Here is a 24,288-nt window from a genome sequence, read left to right as displayed (position 1 = left end):
CGCGGTCTATGGTCGATGCACCCTTTTTTGCACCCCCGTGCCCTCACAATGGAGGCCATGGATGACGATGAATTGAATACAGCGCTGAGAGCCTACAGCGAAGCCTGGCGCCGGTACGTTTCCAGCCCCGCAAGCCTTGGTGTCGAGCCGGTACTCCCCGCAAGGGCGCGAGCGGCCGTCAATAAACTGCGCGCTGAAGCGGTTCGCGTGCCCGACCCGGGTGGACCGCTGAGCAACTATAGCGACGCGCTGACTGCTTGGGCGGCGGCCAACCATCCCAGAATCGATTCGAACGAAGTGTCTAGACACATCGTGGACAAACTAATCTTCGATCACCGGTAAGCCACGTTTTCCTCGAACGCCCCAGTTTGCTGCAAAATGTTGCGCTGTTTGACGTGGCCAACGTACCCAGCACGATCGAATACGCCTCTAGGGCTATTCCGACGCGTCGCCTGGAAGCGGGACTGCGGCCCGGCAGGGCAGACCCGCTCTAGCCGAGGTTCCCCAACCGGGTCCTCAACCGGGCGAAGACGTCCTCCGACGTGGCCGGCGCCTGAAGCTCCGCCCACTCCTCGGCTTCCCTGAAATCGCGGTCCCATGCGGCCTTGTCCTGGGCTACGGCCCACTTGCGGGTCCCGTCCCACTTCCGCCAGATCTCCGGCGTGTCGGGGGCCTTGGGCTTCGCCTGCGGCGTCGCCCGTACCTCTACGGGCTTTGGCGCCGGCTTTGGCTCCAGCAGCGCCCTCTTCCTCTCGGCGACCACGGCACGCCTGATCAGGATGATAAGCGCCGCCAGGACGAGCGCGGCCACGATGTACTGCCAAAAAGCGACCACCAGCAGGACGATTACGATCACGACGCCGCCCATCCCGGGGCCCCCTGAATAGGTCTTTCTCGATGAAGCCACTGGCCCCTCCGACTCAACGATGTGTTATGGAGCCAGTGTCTCACCTTCACCCCGTCGCCCGGTAGGGCCCTAGCCTCTGATCGACTGAACGAACTCGTAGTCCAGATCGTCCGCACGCCGTCTTGCCCGTGACGAGCAGGAACTGCGCCGGTGTGCCGGTCCGTCCAACTAGCCAAGGGAGCACTTGCGGTGCTCCTCATGAAGACGGCCTTAGACCAACTAACATCGGCAGAAGACACCGTTGAGGATTGTGCTGTGGCGAACGTCAACGGCTGAGGTGATACCGGCTGGCGCCGGGGCGGGCAGCGATCGGCAGCCCGGACATGTGCGCAATAAGAATCTCCCCACCGGCCGGGCGGGTCCTTCTCCCCTTGCCACCTCCCCGTGACCGGCGTGTACTGAACCTAGGTTCCGTTCATCCGCAGGAGGCACCCCATGAACGTTCCCATCATCCTGGCCCTTGGCGCGATCGTTGTGGTCGCCGTCGTTATGCTTTTGACGCGGGAAAAAGCCCCGCAGCAGCGGGCCGCTGCGCTGCAGCGCGCCGGGGCCGCCGTTATGGCCGTGTTCACGGTGCTCGGGGGCACCTTTATCGTCGGCTATGCACTGCAGGATCCGGGTGGCACTACCGGGTTGCTCATCACCGCCGCGTGGGTGGTGCCGATGCTGATCCTCGCCGTCGCTGCCTGGTTCTGGCCGGCCCCCACCGCTCCCCTGCTGCTCGCCCTCACGGCGTCCTTCATCGCGGCGTGCGTGTGGCTCGCTTTTGACCCCGCCGCCCTGCGCGCCTTCATCAGCGAGAACGGACCGGTGATCGCCGTCAGCGTCGTCGCCCTGTCCTTCCCGGCCGCCGTGCTCGGGCTGAAACGCGCCGCGCTGGCCGGCTGGATGCTGGTGGCCCTGGGCGCGCTGCCCCTCCTGATCACGGTCATTGGAAGGTCGGGTCCGGTCGCGTCCCTCGCCGCGGCAAGCGTGGTTCCCCTGATCGCGGGAATCAGCTACCTGGTCTCCGCCCGGATGGCGAGTGGAAGGACCTCCCCGGGGCATGGACGCGCAGCGGCGGCATAGGAACGCCCGGACATCTGCGCGTCACAGGAATCGGGTCCGGAGCGGATGGCGGGTAGCATCGGGCCCATGAGCGCCGACGACGACGACATCACCGAAGAGCTGTTGGCCGACGCCGGAAAGCTGACCGGGCTGAGCCTCGAGCTGCTGGGCCTCGACCCGCACCCGGATGACATGACTCCGGAGCAGCGGCTGCAGTTCGACACGGAAGACCTCGACGAAATGGCGGCCGTTTCCCCGGAAGACCGTCAAAAAGCGGTAAGCCAGACGCGCCTCCTGGCAGGTCTTCTCTGGAACTCGTCGAGCATCCTCATCGACCAGCTCTTCCGTGATCTGGGGACGCTGGGCGACCTCGAAGAGGTCACCGAATCCGACGTCGCCGGGACCTCGGTTCTGTCCTCGCTGCCGCCGCAGTTCGCCGCCAGCTACGACGCAAAATTCACCCAAAAGTTCATCGTGGTCGCCTCCGACGTGACGGCATCCCTGGCCCGGGGCTGGACTGCCCCCGGCTGCCTCGCGGCCGAACTCGCCGTCCGCTGCCTGCTCGACCAGGCGGAAATCACCGAGGAAATCTACGAACTGGACCTCCCGGAGGACTGGCGGGCCCAGGTTGAGGAAGTCCTGCTCGAGGACGCGGACAGCCAGGCGCTGTACTCGGACAACCTCGACGTCCTTGAGGACGACGCCGACCGGCTCGGCTTCGAGCACTGGTTCAAACCCCTCGCGCCCGGCGACACGGTGCCGCCGTACGCCTGTTTCTGAGCCCTACGCCCGACCCGATGGGGCCGCCAGCCGCGCCAGGAATCCCTCGGTGAAACGCTGGACGCCGTCCCATTCGGTGTAGACGTAGTCCCGGGTGGTGTCGGTGTCCGGCGAGCCCTTGTCGCTGGCGATCTTCTTCATGACGTGCTTCTTGATGAAGCCGTAGTGCGTGTACAGCAGGGCACCGGCGAACAGCCCGACATGCGCCGGCCGCCACCCCGTCTCCTCCTCGAACTTCGCCACATACCCCTCGGCGCTCTCCTCGTCGCCGTGGGCGGCCAGGCTGACCGACACCAGGGCGGACTGGAGGCGCTCGAGTTCTGCACGGTTCTTCTTTACGAAGTCCTTGACGTGCCCCTCGTGTTTGCCCATGTGCACGGACGCCGCGACGATGACGCCGTCGTAGCCCGGCGGAAGGGTGTCCCCGGAGCGTTTGAGGTCCGCCGTGTCCGCCTGGTGTCCGTGAGCCCGGATCAGCTCGGCAATGTAGTCCGCGATCTGGGCTGTCTGCCCTTCAACGGTGCCGTATGGAATGTAGATGTTGGCCATAGTCCAGTGTGTCCGTGCGACGAGCCGAGGAAGTAGGGCCGAACGTCACCGTCGTCTCGAAAGCGCACCGCGCCCTGACCTGCCGCGGCTCAGTGCCCCTCGGCGAGGTGTGTGGCGGGGTCGAAGGGCTCGAATACTGACGAGCCGATCATGAAGATGCCGCGCTGCGGGATCCAGAAGTCCCCGAGCCTGTCCTGGACGGGCAGCGCCGAGGCCTGCCCCAGGCTGTGCCAGTGCAGGTTCGCTGTGCTCTCGCGGACAAACCACATCCGCCGCGGGCGCGCACCAAAGGTCTGGCCGTTGGGCACCCTGCCCGTCAGCCCGATGTGCCCGGCACCCAGCACCGGGCCGGCGGCAGCCCCCATGGCGCGCAGGAACGTCCGGTTGCGCCACAGCCGTTCCGGGACCGACCCTGCCACGGCCGACATGAGCCGGGTGACCGGCGTTGCGGCCAGTGTCACGTCCCAGCTCAGGTCCACCCCGTCCCCGACCTCCACGGTTAAGGAGTAGTCGTCCCGCCAACGGATGGAGATCCCGCCCGTCGACGCCGATCCGAGCGCGCTGCCGAAGTAGCGGGGACAGGAGGACCCGGGGGCGGTGGTGCTGTGCATCGTCCAGACGCCGGCAGGGTCGCGGATCCAGACCGAGGTGTAGCCCGGCCCCACGGAGGAGGCTGGAAAATGCCGCAGGGCCAGGATGTGGCCAGAGCTGAACGGCACGCCCATCACGCCGTAGCCGGCAAACCGTTCTTCCGGGCCGGAAGGCAGCGCAGGGTTCCGTTCCACCGACTCAACCAGGGTGCGGGGACTCTGCATGGCTCCGGCCTCCGTTGTGCTGCCTATGTTTGCTACATGTGGACGTGCAGGCGCCGGGCAGCCTCGGAGATCGAACCGCTCAGCGACGGGTAAACGGTGAAGGTACTGGCGACGTCGTCGACGTGCAGCTTCTGGGTGACCGCCAGGGAGATCGCGAAGATCAGCTCGGAGGCGTTCGGACCCACCACCACGCCGCCGATCACGGTGCCGGAGCCCTTGCGGGCGAAGATCTTGATAAAGCCGTCCCGGTGGTTGCGCATTTTGGCGCGGGCGTTGCTGCGCAGCGAGAGCTTCACGACGTCGGCCTGGTACTTGCCGGAATCGATCTCGGCCTCGGAGACGCCTACGTTCGCGATCTCGGGCGAGGTGAAGATGTTGGACGCGACCTGGTGCAGCTTCAGCGGGGTGACACTGTCGCCCAGGAAGTGGGCGATCGCGATCCGGCCCTGCATGGCGGCCACGGATGCGAGCGCCAGCACCCCGGTGCAGTCGCCGGCGGCGTAGATGTTCGGCGCGGTGGTGCGGGAGACGCCGTCGACCTTAATGTGCCCGCTCTCGGTGAGCGCCACGCCGGCCTCCTCGAGGCCGATCCCGGCGGTGTTGGGGATGGAGCCGACGGCGACCAGGCAGTGGCTCCCGGTGACCTGGGAGCCGTCGCCGAGCGTGACGATGACGCCGTCGTCGGTGCGCTCCACGGTCTCGGCGCGGGCACGGGAGAGAACCTTGACGCCGCGGCGTTCGAAGACGCCCTCGAGGACCTCGGCGGCGTCGGTGTCCGAGCCGGGCAGCACCCGGTCGCGGCTGGAAATCAGGGTGACCTTGGAACCGAGGCCGTTGTAGGCGGAGGCGAATTCCGCGCCGGTCACGCCGGAGCCGACGACGATCAGGTCCTCGGGGAGCTCGTCCATGTCGTAGATCTGCGCCCAGTTGAGGATCCGGACGCCGTCCGGGCGGGCGGTGGGCAGCTCGCGCGGGTGGGCGCCGACAGCCAGCAGGATCGCGTCCGCCTCGATGATTTCGATGCCGTCCGCCGTGAGGACCTCAATGGTGTGGTTGTCCAGCATCCTGCCGGAGCCGAGCAGGATCCGTACGTCCTGGTTCTCCAGGCCCTTCTGGATGTCGGCGGACTGCTGCCGGGCCAGCCGCAGCAGGCGGTCGTTGATGTGCTTGAGGTCCGCGCGCATCGTCGGTGTGCAGTCGCCGCCGTCGAGGTCGAACTTGACGCCGAGCTCGCCGGCCTCGCCGACGCGGGTCATCAGGTCCGCCGTCGCGATCAGGGTCTTGGACGGCACGACGTCGGTCAGTACCGCGGAGCCGCCGAGCCCCGCCCGTTCGATGATGGTGACCTTCGCGCCCAGTGAGGCGGCGACCATGGCGGCTTCGTAGCCGCCGGGCCCTCCGCCCAGGATTGCGATGCGGGGTGAGCTGAAATCGGGATGCGTAGTCACAATCGTCCATTGTCCACCATCCGGACCGGCACCACCAAGAATCCGGGCCCGCACCACAGCCGACCCCGCACGCACGCCGTTGCTGGGCAGCACGCCGCCGGCAGGATAACTTGTACCGGTGAGTACAACAGAATTCCTGAACACTGATCCCTTCGACGCCGCCCGCGCCGCTGCCGACTACATCGCCGAGGAGACAGGCGTCGACGCGCACGACGTCGCCCTGGTGCTCGGCTCGGGCTGGGGCGACGCCGCCGAACTGATCGGCGAGACCACGGCGACCCTCTCCGCGGATGAAGTCCCCGGCTTCTCCTCCCCCTCGGTGGTGGGCCACGTCGGCACCATCCGCTCCGTGCTGACCAAGGAGGGCAAACGCGCCCTGGTCCTTGGCGCACGCACCCACTACTACGAGGGCAAGGGGGTCCGCGCCGTCGTCCACGGCGTGCGCACCGCCGCGGCGGCCGGCTGCAAGACCCTGGTCCTGACCAACGGCTGCGGCGGCCTCAACGAGGATTGGACGCCCGGCACCCCCGTGCTGATCAGCGACCACATCAACCTCACCGCCACCTCACCGCTCGAAGGCGCCACCTTCGTGGACCTCACCGACCTGTACTCCTCGCGGATCCGCGGCCTGGCCCGCGAAGTTGATCCCTCGCTGGACGAAGGTGTCTACGCGCAGTTCACTGGCCCGCACTACGAAACCCCTGCCGAGGTGCAGTACGCCAAGCGGATCGGCGCGGACCTGGTGGGCATGTCCACCGCGCTCGAGGCCATCGCCGGCCGCCACGCGGGCATGGAGGTCTTCGGCATTTCGCTCGTGACCAACCTCGCCGCCGGCATCAGCCCGGTGCCGCTGAGCCATGAGGAAGTCCTCGAAGCCGGCCAGGCCGCGGGCGCGCGCATTTCCAGGCTGCTCGCGGAGATCATCGCTAAGCTCTAGGGCCTTTGCCGTGAAAACCTGGCTCCGGCCTTAGCTCCCCGGCGGCGCGAGATAGCGCACGGCTTTCTCCTTGTCCTGCGGGAAGCGCCGTTCCATCGAGTCCGCGATCCCGGCAATGGTCTGCCGGGCCAGTGCCTGCCGCCAGGCGAGTTCCGCCTGGCGCATGGTCTGGGAGATCAGGCAGGTCCGGACGAAGTTCACCTGCGAGTCGGCATCCGGGACGTTGCCCTGGATGCCTTCGCAGCGGAACACGGGGTCGGGGCCCTCAAGGGCCAGGACAATATCAAGAACCGTCACATTTTCCGGCCTGCGCGCCAGATGGAACCCGCCGCGCGGGCCGGAGACGGAGCCGAGGATCCCGGCGCGGACCAGAGCCTGGAGCTGTTTGTTGAGATATGCCCCAGGGAGCTTGTAGTACTCCGCCAGCCGGGCACTGTTGACTGCCTCTCCGGCCGGTGTCCACGCCATATTGACGCAACTGTGCACGGCCCACTCCACCCCACGGCCCATCTTCATATTCCAGACGCTACGTGTCCGGAAAAATCGCTGTCAAGGGCTGGCGTGCAGACGGCTGTGATCTATCTGTAAGGCGCGCACTCGCTTGTCGGGGGAGGCATCCGCGGCGAATGGCGCTAGTTTGGTTCCTATGACGTCTTCTGATGCCGAACTCACCCGCCTGCTGAGCGAAGCCCGCACCTGGGCCGCCCAGGACCCGGATCCCGCCACCGCTGCCGCCCTGACCGAACTGGTCCGGCTCGCCGGAGACGGCACCGCCGCGGCCCGCCAGGAGCTCGCCGACAGCTTCAGCGGGACCCTGCAGTTCGGCACGGCAGGCCTGCGGGCACCCCTCGGCCCCGGCCCGAACCGGATGAACCGTGTGGTGGTGCGCCGCGCCGCCGCCGGGTTCACAGCCTTCCTGACTGACGCCGTCGCGCAGGCCGCCCCCCGCACCCGGCCGCGCGCCGTCGTCGGCTACGACGCCCGCTACAACTCCGACATCTTCGCGGAAGAGACCGCGGCGATCCTCACCGCCGCCGGCGTCGAGACGTTCCTGATGCCGTCCGCCCTGCCCACCCCGCTGCTCGCCTATGCCGTGCGGGCGCTGGAGTGCGACGGCGGCGTCATGGTCACGGCCAGCCACAACCCGCCGCAGGACAACGGCTACAAGGTCTACCTGGGCCGGCATGCCGTCGAGGAGAGCGGACGCGGGGCGCAGATCGTGGCGCCGTACGACGCCCTGATCGCCGCGAGGATCGACGCGGTCGGTGAGCTCTCCGGCATCGCCCTGGCCACTGCGGGGTGGACTGTCCTGGACCCGTCCATCGCTGCCGACTACGAGGCGGCCGTCGCGGCGCTGGCCGCACCGGAGCATTTCCCGGCCCGCGACCTCAAGATCGTCCTGACCCCCATGCACGGTGTGGGCGGCGAGACCGCCGTTGCGGTGCTGCACGCGGCCGGTTTTGCCGACGTCACCCTGGTGAGCGAGCAGGCCGAACCGGACCCCGACTTCCCCACGGTGAATTTCCCGAACCCCGAGGAACCCGGCGCTCTGGACCTGGCCCTCGAAACCGCCGCCCGGGTGGACGCGGACATCGTGATCGCCAATGACCCCGACGCCGACCGCGCCGCGGTTGCCGCGAAGGATCCGGACACCGGCGCCTGGCGCATGCTGCGCGGCGACGAGGTGGGTGCCCTGCTCGGTGCGCACGTCGTGGCGCGACTGGCCGCCGGCGGAGGCCGCGGCAGTGGCGGCGGGGAAACCGCCGCAGGAGTGTTCGCGAATTCGATCGTGTCCTCGCGGCTGCTCGCGCGGATCGCGGCGGCTGCGGGCTACACCCATGAGGAAACCCTCACCGGCTTCAAGTGGATTGCCCGTGTTCCCGGGCTGCTGTACGGCTATGAGGAGGCGCTGGGCTACTGCGTCGCGCCCTCCCTGGTCCGCGACAAGGACGGGATCTCCGCGGCCGTGCTGATCGCGGAGTTGGCGGCAGCGGCGAAAGCCGACGGCAAGTCCATCTTCGACACCCTCGACGAGCTGTACCTCGTGCACGGACTGCACGCGAGCGACCAGCTGAGCATCCGGGTCGCGGACTTGGGCCTGCTGGACGCCATGATGAACCGGCTGCGCGTCAGCCCGCCGGAATCCTTTGGCGGCTCCGCCGTTGAAACCGCCACTGACCTCGCCGAGGGCAGCGCACAGCTCCCGCCCACCGACGGCCTGCTGTACCTCACGAAGGACCTCAGCCGCATCATCATCCGCCCCAGCGGGACCGAGCCCAAGCTCAAGTGCTACCTGGAGGTCATCCGCAACGTCGAGTCGGCCGCCGAACTGCCCGCGGCGCGGCTTGAGGCACGCGCGGCGCTCGACGGCGTCCTGGCGGACGTCCGCGAGGCGCTGGGGCTGTAACTCCCGGGTTCAGCTACTAGAGCTCGACCTCAATGTACCCGCCCACAATCCGGGTACCGAAGGTTTGGAGCCGGAGTTCCGGAGTGCCCAGGCACTCCCCCGTGCCCAGGTCATAGACCTCTTTGTGCAGCGGCGAGGCGACCGTCGGGCGCTGGCCGCGGGACCCGGTGATGCCGCGGGCCATCACGTGCGCCCCGGTGGCCGGGTCCTCCTGGGCGACGGCGTAAACCTCACCGGACACCGTGCGGAACAAGGCCACCTGGCGGCCGGCGATCAGCGCGGCCTCGCCCCAGGCCGGTTCCAGGTCCTCCACGGCGCACACGCGGTGCCAGCCGGTCCCATAGCTGGGGTGTTCAACAAAGCTCCGTGCTGCGCTCTCAAGTACGGCAGTCATTTCGGCCCCTTTCTGATCCATCTCTAGCGGGCTCAGGCGCTCCTGCGGCCACATATCCAAGCTAGGCCCGGGGTGTTTCGTCGGCATGCAGTGAATGTGTCCGGCGGGTAAAAGAGACCTCACACGGCCGGAAATGCGTTCGTGATGCAGAAGTTAAGATCACGAAACAAAAGGGAAACTGAAGCGAAACTGCGCCTGCCTAGTCTGGAGGGACACTTCGATTGAGAAGGTCGCAGAGCACCGACTGCGGCCCATGCGAAAGGCCCACAGTGACCGGACAGACTTCAAGCCCCCAGAACCAGGGCGCAGAGCGCGCACCTTCACGGCGCCGCATCGTGGTTGCCGGAGGCGGCCCTGCGGCCCACCGTTTCGCCGATGCCATGCACGCCCGGGGCCTGGACGGCTGGCACGTCACCGTCCTCACCGAGGAAGCCCACCTCCCCTACGACCGCGTCGCATTGAGCAAAGCCCTCACCGACTCCGACGTCGACCTCACCCTCGGCACCGCCTCAATGTGGGACCACGCGGCGCTCTCGCTGCAGACCGGCGAGCGCGTCACCGGCATCGACACCGCGGGCAAGACTGTCACCACCGCCGCCGGCACCCTCTACCCGTATGACGAACTTGTGGTCGCCACGGGCTCCGACGCCGCCCGCCTGCCGATCCCGGGATCCGAGCTCACCCATGTGTACCGCACGCTGGAAGATGTCTGGGCCATCAACAAGGCGATCACGGAACTGACGGAGAAGCTGGGCCGCAAGGTCACCGCCGTCACCATCGGCGGCGGGCTGCTGGGACTTGAATCCGCGGCCGGCACCGAGCAGCTCGGCGCCACCCCTGTTGTCATCAACGGCTCCCCCTGGCTCATGAACACCCAGCTGGACGAGGGCGCCGGGCAGGCCCTCGGCCGTCTCATCGAGGCCAAGGGCTTCACCGTCCACGGCGGCGTGTTCCCCTCCGAGGTCCTCTCCGACGACGACGGCCAGGTCACCGGGGTGCTGATGGCCGACGGCCGCATCATCGATGCCGACCTGGTGATCGTCGCTATCGGCGTGAAGCCCCGCGACGAGCTGTTCCGCGCCGCGGATGGCCCGGATGGGCAAAAGGGAGTGCAGCAGTTCCAGCTCGGCCCGCGCGGCGGCGTCGTCATCTCCGACGACTGCTCCACGGAGGTTCCCGGCATCTGGGCGATCGGCGAGGTCGCCAACTTCGGCGGCATGTGCCTGGGCCTGGTGGCCCCCGCCAACACCATGGCGGAGATCGTCGCGGACCGGCTGCACGGCGGCGACGCGACCTTCCCGGGCTTCGACACCGCCACCAAACTCAAGCTCTCCGGCGTCGACGTCGCCAGCTTCGGAGACGCCTTCGCCCGGACCGAGCACGCACTGGAAATCGTCTACGCCGACCCGGCCCGCGGCGTCTACCAGAAGATCGTCACCACGGACGACGCCAAAACCCTCCTCGGCGGCATCTTCGTCGGCGACGCGACCCCGTACACGTCCCTGCGCCCCATGCTGGGCCGCGAACTCGCCGCCGAACCCGGCGCCTACCTCACCGCTGCCGGGGGCGGCGAGGCCCCGGAAACGGAACTGCCGGACGATGCCATCCTGTGCTCCTGCAACAACGTGGCCGCCGGATCTATCCGCGACGCCGTCAACGGCTGCGGCGCCTGCGACGGAAACGCCCCGGTCCAGGAGCTCGGCGAGCTCAAGGGCTGCACGCGCGCCGGAACCAGCTGCGGATCCTGCGTGCCGATGCTCAAGAAGCTGCTGGAAACCGAGCTGACCAAGTCCGGCGTCGAGGTCTCCAAGGCGCTCTGCGAGCACATCGAGCTGTCCCGCCAGGAACTTTTCGAAACCATCCGCGTCCTGGAACTGGCCTCCTTCGAGGAGGTCATGGCCAAGTACGGCACCGGTTCCGGCTGCGACATCTGCAAGCCGACCATCGCCAACATCCTGGCCAGCCAGAACAGCGCCTACGTCCTGGACGCCGGCCGCGGCACCCTGCAGGACACCAACGACCGCGCCCTGGCCAACATGCAAAAGGATGGCACCTACTCGGTGGTCCCCCGCATCGCCGGCGGTGAGATCACCCCGAAGAAGCTCGGCGTCATCGCCGCCGTCGCCGAGCAGTACGGCCTCTACACCAAGATCACCGGCGGCCAGCGGATCGACATGTTCGGCGCCCGGCTGGAGCAGCTCCCGGAAATCTGGAAACTGCTGGTGGACGCCGGATTCGAATCCGGCCAGGCCTACGGCAAGAGCCTGCGCACGGTGAAGTCCTGCGTCGGCTCCACGTGGTGCCGCTTCGGCGTCCAGGATTCGGTGGCCATGGCCATCCAGCTGGAACTGCGCTACCGCGGCCTCCGCAGCCCGCACAAACTGAAGATGGGTGTCTCCGGCTGTGCCCGCGAATGCGCCGAGGCCCGCGGCAAGGATGTCGGCGTGATCGCCACCGCGGACGGTTGGAACCTGTACGTCGGCGGCAACGGCGGCGCCACCCCGGCGCATGCCCAGCTGCTGGCCAAGGACCTCGACGACGAGACGCTGCTCAAGTACATCGACCGCTACTTCATGTACTACATCCGCACGGCCGACCGCCTGCAGCGCACCGCGCGGTGGCAGGAGGAGCTCGACGGCGGCATCAAACACGTCGAGGACGTGGTGGTGCACGATACCCTCGGCATCGCCGCGGACCTCGAGGCCGCCATGGCCAAGCATGTGGACACGTACGTCGACGAATGGGCCGACACGCTGAAGGATCCTGAGCGCCTGCGCCGGTTCCGCTCCTTCGTCAACGCCCCGGACCAGAAGGACGACTCCATCTCCTTCGTCCCGGACGAGCGCGGCCAGATGCGCCCCGCCACGGCGGAAGAGAAAGGGAAGGTCCTGATCGGTTCTTCCATCCCGGTCCGCGCCGCCACCCCGGAACTGCTCGACAAGAACGAGGTATAGCCATGCAGCTCAGCATTGATCTCACCGGACGCGAAGTCCTCGTCACCGGCTCGGACGCCGCCTCCCGCCAGGCGGTCCGCCGCTACCGGGCCGCCGGCGCCGTCGTCTCCCGGCTGAGCAGCCCCGGCGGTTCCCGCCACGACGGTCCCCTGCCGGAGCGCCCCTTCCTGGTCGCCGCCGTCGACGACGGCCAGCCCGGCTGGGACGCGCTGCTGGAGCGCTGCCGCGAAACCGGCATTCCGGTCGCTGTGGAACCCGCCGCCGGCCCTGCCGGCCACGTCACACTGGTCGGCGGCGGTCCGGGGACCACCGAACTGCTGACCGTCGCCGCGGTCAAGGCCCTGCGGGACGCCGACGTCGTCTTCTACGACCGGCTCGCCCCGTACCAGGAACTGCCGGCCATGAGCACGGCCGAGCTGGTGGACGTGGGCAAGCGCCCCGGCCACCACCCGGTCAGCCAGTCCGGCATCGAGGAGCTGATGGTCGAAGCCGCTTTGGCAGGCAAGAACGTGGTGCGGCTAAAGGGCGGCGACCCGTACGTCTTCGGCCGCGGCGGCGAGGAAGTGGCCTCCTGCGTGCAGGCCGGCGTTCCGGTCCGGGTGATCTCCGGCGTCACCAGCGCCATCTCCGTCCCCGCCGCAGCCGGGATCCCGGTCACGCACCGCGAGGTCAGCCACATGTTCACCGTGGTCTCCGGCCACGCCCCGCTGACCGAGAAGGAACACATGCACCTGGCCGGGCTGGGCGGAACGATCGTGGTGCTGATGGGCATCGGCACCCTGCACCAGCTCGCCGCCGGCCTGCGCCGTGCCGGGATGCGCGCGGACATGCCGATGGCCGTCGTCGAGCGCGGCTACCGCCCCGGCCAGCGGACCACCATCGCCGAACTGGGCACCATCACGACGGCGGCCGCCGAGTGCAGCAACCCGGCCGTGCTGGTGATCGGCGACGTCGTCCGCGTGGCCGAGGCCAACCGGGGCTGCGCCGAGGCGGAAGCCGACCTCGACCGCCTGGCCGCTTCCCTGATGGGGGCGTGAGAACGGTGAGCGCGCTCAACGCCGCCGCCCCGGCCGGGCTGCCCGGCACCGGCACCGTGCCGGGAAGTGTGGTGGAGACTGTCGCCGAGACCGTTGCCGAGACCGCGGAGCTGCCGCTGGAGGGCTTCCGGATTGGCGTCACCTCGCACCGCCGCTCCCAGGACCTGATCGAGGCCCTGGAACGGCGCGGCGCCGAGGTGCTGCATGCGCCGGCGCTGAAGATCGCCCCCGTGCAGGAGGACCTGAGCCTGATCGAGGACACGCGCGCCATCATCGAGGCACGGCCGGACCTTTGCATCGCCACCACGGCCTACGGCATGCGGCGCTGGTGCGAGGCGGCGGACACCTTCGGGATCGGCGAGCAGCTGCTGGAAACCCTCGGCGCCACCCGGATGTTCGTCCGTGGGCCCAAGGCCCGCGGTGCCGTCCGCGCGGCGGGACTGGCCGACGTCGGGATCAGCAGCGACGAAACCACCGCCACCCTGGTGGACATGCTCCTCGCCGAGGGGGTGCGCGGCAAGACCGTCGCCGTGCAACTGCACGGCTACACCGATGTCCGCCAGCTCGAACGGCTCCGGATGTCCGGGGCCACGGTCCTGACCGTCACCCCGTACCGCTGGGTCAAGCCCGACGGCGCGGACCGGCTGCCGCGGCTGATCGAGGCCGCCTGCAGCGGGAACCTGGACGTGCTGACGTTCACGAGCGCCCCTGCAGTGGACGCGATGTGGAGCACCGCGCACGAGATGGGACTGTACAAGCAGCTGGTGGACAGCCTCAAGACCACCGTGGCCACCGCCGTCGTCGGCCCCATCACGGCGCAGCCGCTTATCGACGCCGGCCTGCAGCCGCTCGTCCCGGACCGGTTCCGGATGGGTGCCCTGATCCGGCTCGTCGTGGAGCATCTCGCCCTGAACCACGTCCGCCGCCTGGACACAGCCTCGGGCCGGGTGGAACTCCGCGGCCGTTCGCTGCGGATCGACGGCGGCGCCGTGGAACTGGCTCCCGCCCCCTTGCTGCTGCTGCGGGCGCTGCTGGGCGCCGGCGGCGCCGTACTGTCCCGCGAGTCACTGTCCGAGCTGCTCGAACTCCGTGGTTCGGTCCACGCCCTCGACATGACCGTCAGCAGGCTGCGCTCGGCCCTGCCGGACGGCCGGCTCGTGGAAACCGTGGTGAAGCGCGGCTACCGGATCCGGGTGTGACCCACGCCATTACTGGCGGGTAAACATTGGCGAACGGGCGGCGAAAATCCTGCAACACCGGGGAAACACGCCGGAAAGATCGCCCGCCTACGCTGGGGTCATCAAGCAGTCAGGCCACACCAACGGCCACCAGCGAAAGGGCCTCACCATGTCCGCCATCTCCACCGCTTCCGCCGATTCCGCCGAGTCCCAGGCCCGGCCCCGGATCGTCATCGCCGGGGCCGGCCCGGCCGCACAGGCACTGGTCCGTCAGCTCACGCAAACCCCTTTCGCCGGCGCCATCACAGTGCTCAGCAACCGGGATGACGCGCCCGACGAGCTCCTGGAACTCGCTGCCCTCGAGCAGGTCTCCGTCCGCTTCGGCCAGCCTGCCAGCTACATCGACCCGGACAGCCGCTATGTGACCACGTCGGACGGCCTGGAGTTCAGCTACGACCAGCTGGTCATCGCGACCGGGTCCTCCCCCGCCGGCGCCCCACTGGCAGGGGAAGGCCGGTGCCTGAACTATGCGACCATCGACGACGCCGCCCGGCTGGGCGAGGCGGTCAAGGATGTCACCCGGGTCCTCGGCCGTCGTCCGCTGGGCATCCTCGTCGGCACCGGAACGTCCGCCGGCCAGGCCGAGGCCGTGCTGCGCGCCCGCGGTGTCCGTCCGATCCGAACGACGCAGCGGCCAGCCGCCGTCGTTCCCACCCTCGCTGGCTCCCCCCTCGCGGCCGCCGGCGTTGTCTTCGAGGACGGTTCCAGCATGGCCGGGGACCTCGTGGTCCTGGCCGAGGAACCCCTGGCCCGGGACGCCCTCGCGGTCAGCGCGGGGCTGAAGACAGCGCGCCAGGGCGGAATCGTCATCGACCGGAACTTCCGCACCTCGGTCCCGGGCATCTGGGCCATCGGCGATGCCGCGGTGTTCGACGGCGTCCGGCTGGGACTGCTCGTGGCCGCCTCTTCCGCGGCCTCCGTCTGCGCTTCCCAGCTGCTCCAGGCCGGCCTGGCCGAAACCCTCGCGGACGCTGCCTGACCCCTGGGCCCGTGCCCTCCGGCGGCGGGCCCGTTGTGGCAAGATGGACACCTGAGAAGCCACGAAGGGACCCCCATGAGCAACGAAGCCGCCGCCACTGCCGCAGGCACCACCCCCGCAAACATTGCCTCCTTTATTGACCACACCTTGCTCAAGCCGGAAGCCAGCGAGGCCGAGGTTCTCAAGGTGTGCGCCGAGGCCGCCGAGTACGGGTTCAAGTCCGTGTGCGTGAACCCGGTCTGGGTCAAGACGGTCAAGAAAGCACTCAAGGGCTCCGGGGTGCTGACGTGCTCCGTCGTCGGCTTCCCGCTGGGCGCCACTCCGAGCGACGTCAAGGCCTTCGAGGCCCGCGGCGCCGTGCTGGACGGCGCGGAGGAAGTCGACATGGTGATCAACATCGCCGCAGCCCGCGCCAACGACAAGGGCGCCTTGGTCGATGACATCACGGCTGTCGCAGACGCCGTCCACGAAGGCGGCGCCATCCTGAAAGTCATCATCGAAACGGCACTGCTGGATGACGCCCAGAAGGTACTGGCCTGCGAGGCCGCGGTGGAGGCGGGCGCAGATTTCGTCAAGACCTCCACGGGCTTCAACGGCGGCGGTGCCACGGCCGACGACGTCGCGCTGATGCGCCGCACCGTGGGCCCGGACCTGGGCGTCAAAGCCTCGGGCGGCGTGCGTTCGCTGGCCGACGCACAGGCTATGATTGCTGCAGGTGCAACACGTATTGGCGCCAGCTCCGGCATCGCGATCGTCAAGGGTGAACAGGGTTCCTCCGCGTACTGACTGCAATCCGATAACAGCCGCAGCCGCCACAGTTTTGAGCCCCACGGGGCCGAGGAGGAACGAATGTCCAGCAAGACCACCACCGCCACGACGCCGCAGAACGAGAACAGCCTCGGCTCCAGCATCATCCTGTTCGCCCTGATGATGGTCCTCTTCCTGGCGTCCATCTACTCGCTGGGCTTCCTGACGCTGGGCAACCCGTGGCCGATGGCCGTCTGCCTCGTGCTGTTCGCCCTGGCCTTCTGGATTCCGCAGACCATCACCGGCCGCTCGGATTCCGCAGGCGAATTCTAAGCGCCACTGCCTTAAAGAGCTGAAGCCCCGGATTTCCGGGGCTTCAGCCATTTAACCGCGGATGCCGGCTGCCGAGCCCTCTCCGTCACGGCCGCGCCCTATGTGGCGGCGAGCAGGCCGAACAGGCTGTTGACCAGCCCCGTCCCGAAGGCGACGGCGGCCGGCCAGTGCACCTTGGCCAGCGCCAGCGCGGCGCCGAACATGCCGATCATGGCGTAGGCGCTGACCGGGATCAGCACGAACCATTCCCGCCGCGACCCTGCGCGGCCCAGCAGCGGGATCGAGAACGCCCCGTTGGCTTTCCAGACATTCCTGAGCAGCGGCAGTTTCCGCAGGAGCTTCGGCGGCTTGATCACGACCGGCCAGAGCAGCGGAACTCCCCCGGTGGTGATCATGTCCCCGACGATGTGGACCAGCACGCCGGTCAGCATCGAGACGGGCAGCCACGTCCATTGGTGCGGCGCGAACCAGGTCACCAGCCCGGCCATGGCGAGGGCAAAGATCCAGTTGCTGATCCAGCCGTACTTCGGGAAGAGTTTCAGGGCCTTGGCGGCAATGTTGATCATGAACATGCACAGCAGCCCGGCGCCGACCGACAGCAGCCCCCACTCGGTCTGCAGCTGGAACTGCCCCGCCAGCGCCGCGAGCAGCACAAAGAACGCGGCACCAAGCAGGGAATGCGTACCCTGCCGGTGCCCGCCGGAGGCGTTTTCGATCCCGACGGCGATCACGTTCGACAGCGGCGGCAACGAGTGCGCCACGGTGCTGGAGCGGTGGTCCCAGTCGCAGACCAGCGCCGTTCCCGCCGTCGCCATCCCGCCGATCACGATCCCGGTGGCGTCCAGCGGGTACCAGCCCAGCGAGTACGGCCCGGTCGAGGCAACAGCCACCCACGCCGCGGCTCCCGACGCGGCGTGGTGTCCTCCCATCACCCTTTAGCCCGCTGTCGGTGAGACAGGCACAGCGGCGTCGGAGAAGATGTTGCGGATGACGCCGTTGGCCCATTCGAGGATCTCGGCATCCTGCAGGTCCCGGCCGCCGATCCGGGCGGTCTTGGGCTTCGGGATGAGCACCGCGTCCAGGGCGGGCTTGGACTGCGCGCCGGGGTACATCCGGGTGAGCCGCATGAGCTTGGACTCCGGCAGCTGCGCCGGGGAGAACTTGATGAAGTTGCCCTGCAGGGCGACGTCGCTGAGCCCGGCTTCGCGGGCGCCCACCCGGAAGCGGGCGACGTCGATCAGGTTCTTCGCGGGCAGCGGCAGTTCGCCGTAGCGGTCCACGAGTTCGGCAAGTACCTCGTCGATGGCCTCGTAGGTGATGGAGGCGGCGAGCTTGCGGTACGCCTCGAGGCGCAGCCGCTCGCCGGGCACGTAGTCGTGCGGCAAGTGGGCGTTGACCGGCAGCTCGATCTTCATCTCGGCGGCCTTCTCTTCTGTCTCGCCCCGGAAGTCGGCCACTGCCTCGCCGACCAGGCGGATGTAAAGGTCGAAGCCCACGCCCTGGATGTGGCCGGACTGCTCCCCGCCCAGCAGGTTTCCTGCGCCGCGGATCTCCAGGTCCTTCATCGCCAGCTGCATGCCGGCGCCGAGCTCGTTGTGGGTGGCCACGGCCTTGAGCCGTTCCAGCGCCACCTCGCCCAGCGGTTTTTCGGAGGGGTACAGGAAGTAGGCGTAGGCGCGTTCGCGGCCGCGGCCCACCCGCCCGCGCAGCTGGTGCAGCTGGGAGAGCCCGTACTTGTCCGCCCCGTCCACGATCAGCGTGTTGGCGTTGGAGATGTCCAGACCCGTCTCGATGATGGTGGTGCAGACGAGCACGTCGAAGCGCTTTTCCCAGAAGTCCACGATGATTTGTTCGAGCCGGCTCTCGGACATCTGCCCGTGCGCCACTTCCACCCGGGCCTCCGGGACGAGCTCACGGATCTTCGCGGCGGTGCGGTCGATGGTCGAGACCCGGTTGTGCACGAAGAACACCTGTCCTTCGCGCATGAGCTCGCGGCGGATCGCGGCGGAAGTCTGTTTGTCCGAGTACGGGCCGACGTAGGTCAGCACCGGATGCCGCTCCTCCGGCGGGGTGGCCAGGGTGGAGGTCTCCCGGATGCCGGTCAGAGACATCTCCAGGGTCCGGGGAATCGGGGTGGCGCTCATGGCCAGGACGTCGACGTTGGTGCGCATCTTCTTGAGCGCTTCCTTGTGTTCGACGCCGAAGCGCTGCTCCTCGTCCACGATCACGAGGCCGAGGTCCTTGAATGCGAAGTCCTTGGACAGCAGCCGGTGGGTGCCGATCACCACGTCCACGGAACCGGCCTTGACCCCTTCGGCTGTCTCCTTGGCCTCCTTGGTGGCCTGGAAGCGGGACAGCGGCTTAACCACCAGCGGGAAGCCGGAGAACCGTTCGGTGAAGGTTTCGTAGTGCTGCTGGGCGAGCAGGGTGGTCGGCACCAGCACGGCGACCTGCTTGCCGTCCTGCACGGCTTTGAAGGCCGCCCGGACCGCGATCTCGGTCTTGCCGTAGCCCACGTCGCCGGAGATCAGCCGGTCCATCGGGATCTCCCGCTCCATGTCGGCCTTGACCTCATTGATGGTGGTCAGCTGGTCAGGGGTCTCCACATACGGGAACGCTTCCTCGAGCTCGCGCTGCCAAGGCGTGTCGGGGCCGAAGGCGTAGCCCCGGGAGGCCATCCGGGCCGAGTAGAGCCGGATCAGCTCGCCGGCGATTTCCTTGACCGCCTTGCGGGCCTTGGACTTGGTGCTCGCCCAGTCCGCGCCGCCCATCTTGCTCAGCGCCGGGGTGTCCCCGCCGACGTAGCGGGTGACCTGGTCCAGCTGGTCGGTGGGGACAAAGAGCCGGTCCCCGGGGGCGCCGCGCTTGGACGGCGCGTATTCCAGCACGAGGTATTCGCGTACCCCGTCGCCCCCTCCGGCGACCCTTCGCTGGATCAGTTCCACGAACCGGCCGATGCCGTGCTGTTCGTGCACCACGGAGTCGCCGGCCACGAGCTGCAGCGGGTCCACGGCGTTCCGCCGCTTGGACGGCATCCGGCGCATGTCCTTCGTGGACCCGGCGGAGGTGCGGCCCAGCAGGTCGGCCTCGGTCAGGAGCGCAAGTTTGAGCGGTTCCAGGACAAAACCGCGTCCGACGGCGGCCGTGGTCACCTCGATCAGCCCGGCCTGGGGTTCGTCGTCGAGGGAGTCGACCCGGGCGCACGGGATGTCGTTGTCGTGGAAGAGCTCGGCGAGGCGCTGGGCCGGGCCGGGACCTTCGGTGACGACGACGATCCGCCACTGTTCGCGCACGTGGGAGCCGATGAAGTCCATCATTTCGGCGACGTCGCCCTGGTAGCCGCGGGGTTCACGGGCGTGCAGGTTGAGGACGTCGACGTCGGGCAGCAGTTCCTCGTCGGTGGCCAGCGACGTGATGGACCACCAGGAGACCTCGTGCTCCAGGGCTGCGGAGCGGGTCTCCGTGAGCGAGCGGAAGCTGGCGGAGTGCAGGGCAGCAGACGCCGCCGAGCTCAGGTCCAGCGGGGCCGTGCCGCCGTCGGACGCCGTGGACCAGGCGGCCTCGAGGAATTCCTCGTTGGTGGCGGCGAGGTCGTGGGCACGGGTCCGGACCTTCTCGGGTTCGATCACGACCGCCATCGACCCGGCCGGGAACTGGTCCAGGAACGGCACCATGGCGTCCACGAGCACGGGGGCCAGGGACTCCATGCCTTCCACGGTGATGCCGCCGGCGATCTTTTCCAGCATGTCCGCGGCGGCGGGCAGCTGTGATTTCAGCGTGGCGGCGCGGGACATGACGGAGGGTGTGATCAGGATTTCGCGGCACGGCGGGGCGTGCAGTTCGGTGGGGTGGTGCACGCCGGGGGCGGTCAGCGAGCGCTGGTCCGCGACGGCGAACCAGCGCATCTGTTCCACCTCATCACCAAAGAACTCGACCCGGATGGGGTGGTCCTCGGTGGGCGGGAAGACATCGAGCATCCCGCCGCGGACGGCGAATTCGCCGCGCCGGGTGACCATGTCCACGCGGGCGTAGGCGGCGTCGGCGAGGCTCCTCACGACGCTGCTGAAGGGGGCGTCCTGGCCGACCTTCAGCGTGACAGGAACCAGCTCGCCCAGGCCCGCCACGATCGGCTGCACGACGGCCCGGACCGGGGCCACAACGACACGCAGGGCGCCGCCGGCGGACATTTCGGGGTGCGCGAGGCGGCGCAGCACGGACAGCCGCCGGCCGACAGTGTCCGAGCGTGGTGAAAGCCGTTCGTGCGGGAGCGTTTCCCAGCTGGGGAACTCGGCGACGGCGTCGGCCGGCAGGAAAGCGCGCAGCGCCTCCGTCAGGTCCTCGGCTTCACGGCCGGTGGCGGTGATGGCCAGGACCACGGGCGCCGAAGCACTGCCGCTGGCTCCCACGGTGTTGGCAGCTGCGTTGTCCGCTGTGTTTTCTGCTAGCGCAGACAGCCCGTCCGCCATCTCCGCGAGCAGCGCCGAGCGCAGCCCCGCGGGTGCGCTGATCTGGTAGTCCTCGCTGCGGGCTGCGAAACCGCGGGCGGCTTCGGCGCGGACGCGGGCGTAGTTCCGGTCTTCGGCAAGGACACGGCGCAAACCGGTGAGAGAGGGGCCGTTGAGGCTCATGGGCTGAAGCTCCTGAAGGGATCACGGGGATGCAGGCAACACGAATAGCCGGAATTCGCGAGAATCCCGGGCACTCCAAGCCTACCGCGCAGCCCGGACACGGGTCCGCACGGGATCGTTTGCGGGCACTCCGGCCGCGGGCCCGCCAGCCCCGGGGCTAGGCTGGCAGGATACGCGGCCGTCCGAACGGCCTGGCGCTCCGAATGCCTCATAGACGATAAGGAGTCACCATGACCGGCACCCCAGAATCCCCGCACACCACACGCCGCCAGAGGGTCAGGCCGAAGACTGTGCTCGTCACCGGTGCAACCGGTTACATCGGCGGCCGGCTGGTCCCCCGGCTGCTGGAGGCAGGACACACCGTCAAGGTCCTGGTCCGGACGCCGGCCAAGATCGCCGGCGTGCCGTGGCTCGAGGATGTCGAGGTCGTCCAGAGCAGCCTCGACGACGGCGACGCGCTGCGCGCGGCCCTGGACGGCGTCGACGTTCTCTACTATCTGGTCCATTCCATGGCGGCCGGATCGGGCTTCGAGTCCAAGGAAAAGGCGATGGCCGGGACCGCGGCGCGGGCCGCAGCCGACGCCGGCGTGGACAGGATCGTGTACCTGGGCGGCCTGCACCCCGCCAATGCCGAACTCTCCACCCACATGAGGTCCCGCGAAGCCGTGGGCAGGGTCTTCCTCGATAGCCCGGTCGACGCCATCGTTTTCCAGGCCGGCGTCGTGATCGGCTCCGGTTCGGCGTCGTTCGAGATGATCCGGCACCTGTCCGAGACGCTGCCCCTGATGCCCGCCCCCAGCTGGGTGCGCAACAAGATCGAGGCAATTGCGGTCCGGGACGTGCTGCATTACCTCGTCGGGGCCGCGGCGCTCGAAGGCCCGATCAACCGCACCTTCGACATCGGCTGCCGCCAGGTCCTCAGCTACGCGGGCATGATGCAGGAATACGCCGCGGAGGCCGGCCTCCCGCACCGGGTGGTCCTGGCGCTCCCCGTTCCCGCGCCCAAGCTCGCGGGCATGTGGGTCGCGTTGACCACCCCGATTCCGCTGTCCATGTCCCTGCCGCTCGTGGAGTCCCTCCAGCACGATGCCGTGTCCCGGGAACACGACATCGACGCGTACATCCCGCCGCCGGAAGGGGGACTCACCCCTTACCGGAGGGCAGTGGCCCTCGCCCTGGGCAAGGAGCGCGACGGCCAGGTGGAAACCACGTGGTCCAGTGCGGGCGCCGACGCCGATCCGCTTCCGTCGGATCCCGAGTGGGCCGGGCACCGGGTGTTCCTCGACGAACGCAGCTACTCCAGCGACGTGGACCCCAAGCACGTCTGGACCATCATCGAAGGGATCGGCGGGCAGAACGGCTGGTATTCCATGCCGCTGGCCTGGCGCGTCCGCGGCCTGCTGGACAAGGTCACCGGCGGGGCCGGCCTGCTGCGCGGCCGGCGGCACCCGCACCTGCTGGCCGAAGGCGAAGTCGTGGACTGGTGGCGGGCGGAGCGGATCGACCGCGGCCGTCTACTCCGGCTGCGCGCCGAAATGCGGGCGCCGGGCCGGGCCTGGCTGGAGCTGTCGGTGGAGCCGGAGGGGACCGGCAGCCGGTACCGCCAGCGGGCGATCTTCTTCCCAAAGGGTCTCAGCGGGCGCCTCTACTGGCTGGCGGTGCTGCCGTTCCACAGCCTGATCTTCCCTGCCATGTCGCGGAATATCACGGCCGCGGCGAAGGCCCTCCAGGACCAGGAATCGGAGCCGGCCGGGCATACCGCGTAGGATGTTTGGAGCCCGAAACGACCAGTTCCACCCATGGAGGACCCCCCAATGGCATTGAGTGCATCCACCACCCTTCCGCACAGCGTTGACCGCGTCACCGCAGTTTTCGTGAACGAGGACTTCCTGCGCCACACGAGTGAACTCGTCGGTGGCACCCTGGAATCCTTCGCCGTCGACGGCGACACCGCCGGCGCCTTCAGCACCACCACCGTGCGGACCATCCCGACCACCCGGATGCCGGAGATTGCGCGGAAGTTCGTCGGCGAGAGCCTCAAGGTGACGCAGCTGGAGAAGTGGGACGCCCCAGCAGCGGACGGCTCGCGGCTGAGCAACATCACCCTGAAGGTCTCCGGCGCGCCGCTGGACGTCAACGCCGTCCAGCGCCTCGTCTCCGACGGCGGCAGCACCCGGATCGAACTTGAGGGCAACGTCACGTCCTCCGTGCCGTTCCTGGGCGGCAAGATTGCCGAGGCGGCCGAGCCGATGGTGGGCAAGGCCCTGAACATCCAGTCCACGCAGGCGCAGGCCTGGCTCGAAAGCCACTAGCACATGGAGCTGCCGGCAATCCTGGCCGTCGTCCTGATAGTGGCCGGCGTCTGGTCCCTGGCGGTCTGGCCGCAGTTCCTGCGCCGGGTCAGGAATGATCCGAGGTCCCGCGACGCGAACGGCAAAGCCACCCGCTTCCTCACCGTCCATGTCGTCCTGGTCAGCATCTCCATGCTGCTTGGGGCGGCGACGGCGGCCATCGGGATTGCGGGACTGTTGGCCTAGCCGGGATCAGACCCGGACGCATGCCTTCCGCCGCACCGGCCGGAGCCCGAACAGGGCTCCGGCCGGTTCCGGTTTGGCTAGGGTGTTGGGGAGCCGGGTGCCAGCGCCTGGGCGAGGGCGTCTTCGGCGGCCACCCAGGAAATCATGGCGCACTTAACCCGGGCGGCGTATTTCGAAACGCCTTCAAAGGCTGATGCGTCACCGAGGATTTCGGGATCAGCGGCGAGCTTCCCCCGGGACCTCAGGACTTCGCGGAAATTGTCGATCACCTCGGTGAGATTGCCGACGTCCATCCCCTCGGCCAGGTCGGCAAGCACCGAGGCGGAAGCCATGGAAATCGAACAACCTTCCCCGTCCCAGCGCAACTGGGAGACCTTTCCCCCGGAAACTGCCACCCGGACCGTGATCTCATCCCCGCAGACAGGATTAAGCTGGTGGGACTGCCCGGACGATGCCCCTGCCGGTACCGGCGTCTCCGCCAGTCCGCTGCCGGTACGAAGTTTGGCGTGTTCCAGAATGATCTGCTGGTACAGCTGTTCAAGGCTCATGCG

The 24,288-nt window shown here is 68.5% G+C and carries 23 protein-coding genes; 14 read left to right on the top strand and 9 right to left on the bottom strand.

Going from position 1 to position 24,288, the window contains the following annotated elements:
* The first annotated feature begins 57 nt into the window (after window positions 1–57).
* On the top strand, window positions 58–342 hold the full coding sequence (locus tag LDO13_RS05210; RefSeq protein WP_224048983.1) for a hypothetical protein: 285 nt from the start codon (window positions 58–60) through the stop codon (window positions 340–342).
* A 148-nt stretch (window positions 343–490) separates the two neighbouring features.
* On the opposite strand, the gene LDO13_RS05205 is transcribed toward LDO13_RS05210, so the two are convergent.
* Entirely contained in the window at window positions 491–907 is a 417-nt protein-coding gene (locus tag LDO13_RS05205; protein WP_224048982.1) for a hypothetical protein, read from the bottom strand.
* A gap of 435 nt (window positions 908–1,342) precedes the next feature.
* Between LDO13_RS05205 and LDO13_RS05200 the strand changes: the two genes are divergently transcribed.
* Both LDO13_RS05200 and LDO13_RS05195 read left to right on the top strand, forming a co-directional pair.
* Entirely contained in the window at window positions 1,343–1,975 is a 633-nt protein-coding gene (locus tag LDO13_RS05200; protein WP_224048981.1) for a hypothetical protein, read from the top strand.
* Window positions 1,976–2,041: 66 nt separating this feature from the next.
* A complete protein-coding gene (locus LDO13_RS05195) occupies window positions 2,042–2,734 on the top strand; it encodes a hypothetical protein (RefSeq protein ID WP_224048980.1) in 693 nt (230 codons plus the stop codon).
* A 3-nt stretch (window positions 2,735–2,737) separates the two neighbouring features.
* Here LDO13_RS05195 and LDO13_RS05190 read toward each other — a convergent pair whose 3' ends face one another.
* The 3 genes from LDO13_RS05190 to LDO13_RS05180 all read right to left on the bottom strand — a co-directional run bounded on the left by LDO13_RS05190 (window position 2,738) and on the right by LDO13_RS05180 (window position 5,546).
* The gene (locus LDO13_RS05190; protein ID WP_224048979.1) at window positions 2,738–3,283 is read right to left on the bottom strand and encodes a flavodoxin domain-containing protein; all 546 of its coding nucleotides are present in this window, start codon (window positions 3,281–3,283) and stop codon (window positions 2,738–2,740) included.
* An 89-nt stretch (window positions 3,284–3,372) separates the two neighbouring features.
* Entirely contained in the window at window positions 3,373–4,098 is a 726-nt protein-coding gene (locus LDO13_RS05185) for a hypothetical protein (RefSeq protein WP_224048978.1), read from the bottom strand.
* Window positions 4,099–4,130: 32 nt separating this feature from the next.
* Window positions 4,131–5,546, bottom strand: a complete 1,416-nt coding sequence (locus LDO13_RS05180; protein ID WP_224048977.1) for an NAD(P)H-quinone dehydrogenase — start codon at window positions 5,544–5,546, stop codon at window positions 4,131–4,133.
* 118 nt (window positions 5,547–5,664) lie between these two features.
* On the opposite strand from LDO13_RS05180, the gene LDO13_RS05175 reads away from it, so the two are divergent.
* Window positions 5,665–6,483: a purine-nucleoside phosphorylase gene (locus LDO13_RS05175; protein WP_224048976.1), complete on the top strand. Its 819-nt coding sequence runs from the start codon at window positions 5,665–5,667 to the stop codon at window positions 6,481–6,483.
* Between the two features lie 30 nt (window positions 6,484–6,513).
* Here the strand turns inward: LDO13_RS05175 and LDO13_RS05170 are convergent, their stop codons facing one another.
* Entirely contained in the window at window positions 6,514–6,951 is a 438-nt protein-coding gene (locus tag LDO13_RS05170; protein ID WP_263422145.1) for an Rrf2 family transcriptional regulator, read from the bottom strand.
* A 178-nt stretch (window positions 6,952–7,129) separates the two neighbouring features.
* On the opposite strand from LDO13_RS05170, the gene LDO13_RS05165 reads away from it, so the two are divergent.
* Entirely contained in the window at window positions 7,130–8,890 is a 1,761-nt protein-coding gene (locus tag LDO13_RS05165; RefSeq protein ID WP_224048975.1) for a phospho-sugar mutase, read from the top strand.
* 16 nt (window positions 8,891–8,906) lie between these two features.
* On the opposite strand, the gene nirD is transcribed toward LDO13_RS05165, so the two are convergent.
* Window positions 8,907–9,284 carry a nitrite reductase small subunit NirD gene (gene nirD / locus LDO13_RS05160; RefSeq protein ID WP_224048974.1) on the bottom strand — a complete coding sequence of 126 codons (378 nt, stop codon included), beginning with the start codon at window positions 9,282–9,284 and terminating at the stop codon, window positions 8,907–8,909.
* Between the two features lie 380 nt (window positions 9,285–9,664).
* On the opposite strand from nirD, the gene nirB reads away from it, so the two are divergent.
* The 6 genes from nirB (at window position 9,665) to LDO13_RS05130 (ending at window position 16,572) form a co-directional block, all read left to right on the top strand.
* Entirely contained in the window at window positions 9,665–12,238 is a 2,574-nt protein-coding gene (gene nirB, locus LDO13_RS05155) for a nitrite reductase large subunit NirB (RefSeq protein ID WP_263422157.1), read from the top strand.
* 2 nt (window positions 12,239–12,240) lie between these two features.
* Window positions 12,241–13,275: a uroporphyrinogen-III C-methyltransferase gene (gene cobA / locus LDO13_RS05150; RefSeq protein WP_224048972.1), complete on the top strand. Its 1,035-nt coding sequence runs from the start codon at window positions 12,241–12,243 to the stop codon at window positions 13,273–13,275.
* A gap of 68 nt (window positions 13,276–13,343) precedes the next feature.
* Window positions 13,344–14,474, top strand: coding sequence for a uroporphyrinogen-III synthase (locus LDO13_RS05145; protein WP_224049675.1), 1,131 nt, complete (start codon window positions 13,344–13,346; stop codon window positions 14,472–14,474).
* A 148-nt stretch (window positions 14,475–14,622) separates the two neighbouring features.
* Window positions 14,623–15,492 (top strand): FAD-dependent oxidoreductase, encoded by an 870-nt coding sequence (locus LDO13_RS05140; protein WP_224048971.1) that lies wholly within the window; start codon window positions 14,623–14,625, stop codon window positions 15,490–15,492.
* 75 nt (window positions 15,493–15,567) lie between these two features.
* A complete protein-coding gene (deoC, locus tag LDO13_RS05135; protein ID WP_224048970.1) occupies window positions 15,568–16,278 on the top strand; it encodes a deoxyribose-phosphate aldolase in 711 nt (236 codons plus the stop codon).
* 63 nt (window positions 16,279–16,341) lie between these two features.
* Window positions 16,342–16,572, top strand: coding sequence for a hypothetical protein (locus LDO13_RS05130; protein ID WP_224048969.1), 231 nt, complete (start codon window positions 16,342–16,344; stop codon window positions 16,570–16,572).
* 98 nt (window positions 16,573–16,670) lie between these two features.
* Here the strand turns inward: LDO13_RS05130 and LDO13_RS05125 are convergent, their stop codons facing one another.
* Window positions 16,671–17,501, bottom strand: a complete 831-nt coding sequence (locus LDO13_RS05125) for a metal-dependent hydrolase (protein ID WP_224048968.1) — start codon at window positions 17,499–17,501, stop codon at window positions 16,671–16,673.
* A 6-nt stretch (window positions 17,502–17,507) separates the two neighbouring features.
* A complete protein-coding gene (mfd, locus tag LDO13_RS05120; RefSeq protein WP_224048967.1) occupies window positions 17,508–21,200 on the bottom strand; it encodes a transcription-repair coupling factor in 3,693 nt (1,230 codons plus the stop codon).
* Window positions 21,201–21,430: 230 nt separating this feature from the next.
* Between mfd and LDO13_RS05115 the strand changes: the two genes are divergently transcribed.
* Genes LDO13_RS05115 through LDO13_RS05105 form a run of 3 tightly spaced genes read left to right on the top strand, consistent with a single transcriptional unit; the run spans window position 21,431 to window position 23,737 of the window.
* Complete coding sequence (locus LDO13_RS05115) at window positions 21,431–22,966, top strand: SDR family oxidoreductase (protein ID WP_224048966.1); 1,536 nt, start codon at window positions 21,431–21,433, stop codon at window positions 22,964–22,966.
* A gap of 48 nt (window positions 22,967–23,014) precedes the next feature.
* The gene (locus tag LDO13_RS05110; RefSeq protein WP_224048965.1) at window positions 23,015–23,512 is read left to right on the top strand and encodes a DUF2505 domain-containing protein; all 498 of its coding nucleotides are present in this window, start codon (window positions 23,015–23,017) and stop codon (window positions 23,510–23,512) included.
* 3 nt (window positions 23,513–23,515) lie between these two features.
* Window positions 23,516–23,737 carry a hypothetical protein gene (locus tag LDO13_RS05105; RefSeq protein ID WP_224048964.1) on the top strand — a complete coding sequence of 74 codons (222 nt, stop codon included), beginning with the start codon at window positions 23,516–23,518 and terminating at the stop codon, window positions 23,735–23,737.
* A gap of 77 nt (window positions 23,738–23,814) precedes the next feature.
* Here LDO13_RS05105 and sufU read toward each other — a convergent pair whose 3' ends face one another.
* Window positions 23,815–24,285, bottom strand: a complete 471-nt coding sequence (gene sufU, locus LDO13_RS05100; RefSeq protein WP_224048963.1) for a Fe-S cluster assembly sulfur transfer protein SufU — start codon at window positions 24,283–24,285, stop codon at window positions 23,815–23,817.
* Window positions 24,286–24,288: the final 3 nt, after the last annotated feature.

It is taken from the genome of Arthrobacter sp. NicSoilB4, from assembly GCF_019977335.1.
Taxonomy (GTDB): domain Bacteria; phylum Actinomycetota; class Actinomycetes; order Actinomycetales; family Micrococcaceae; genus Arthrobacter.
Note: the sequence above shows the minus strand (reverse complement) of the source record. Positions and strands in the feature narration are given on the sequence as shown.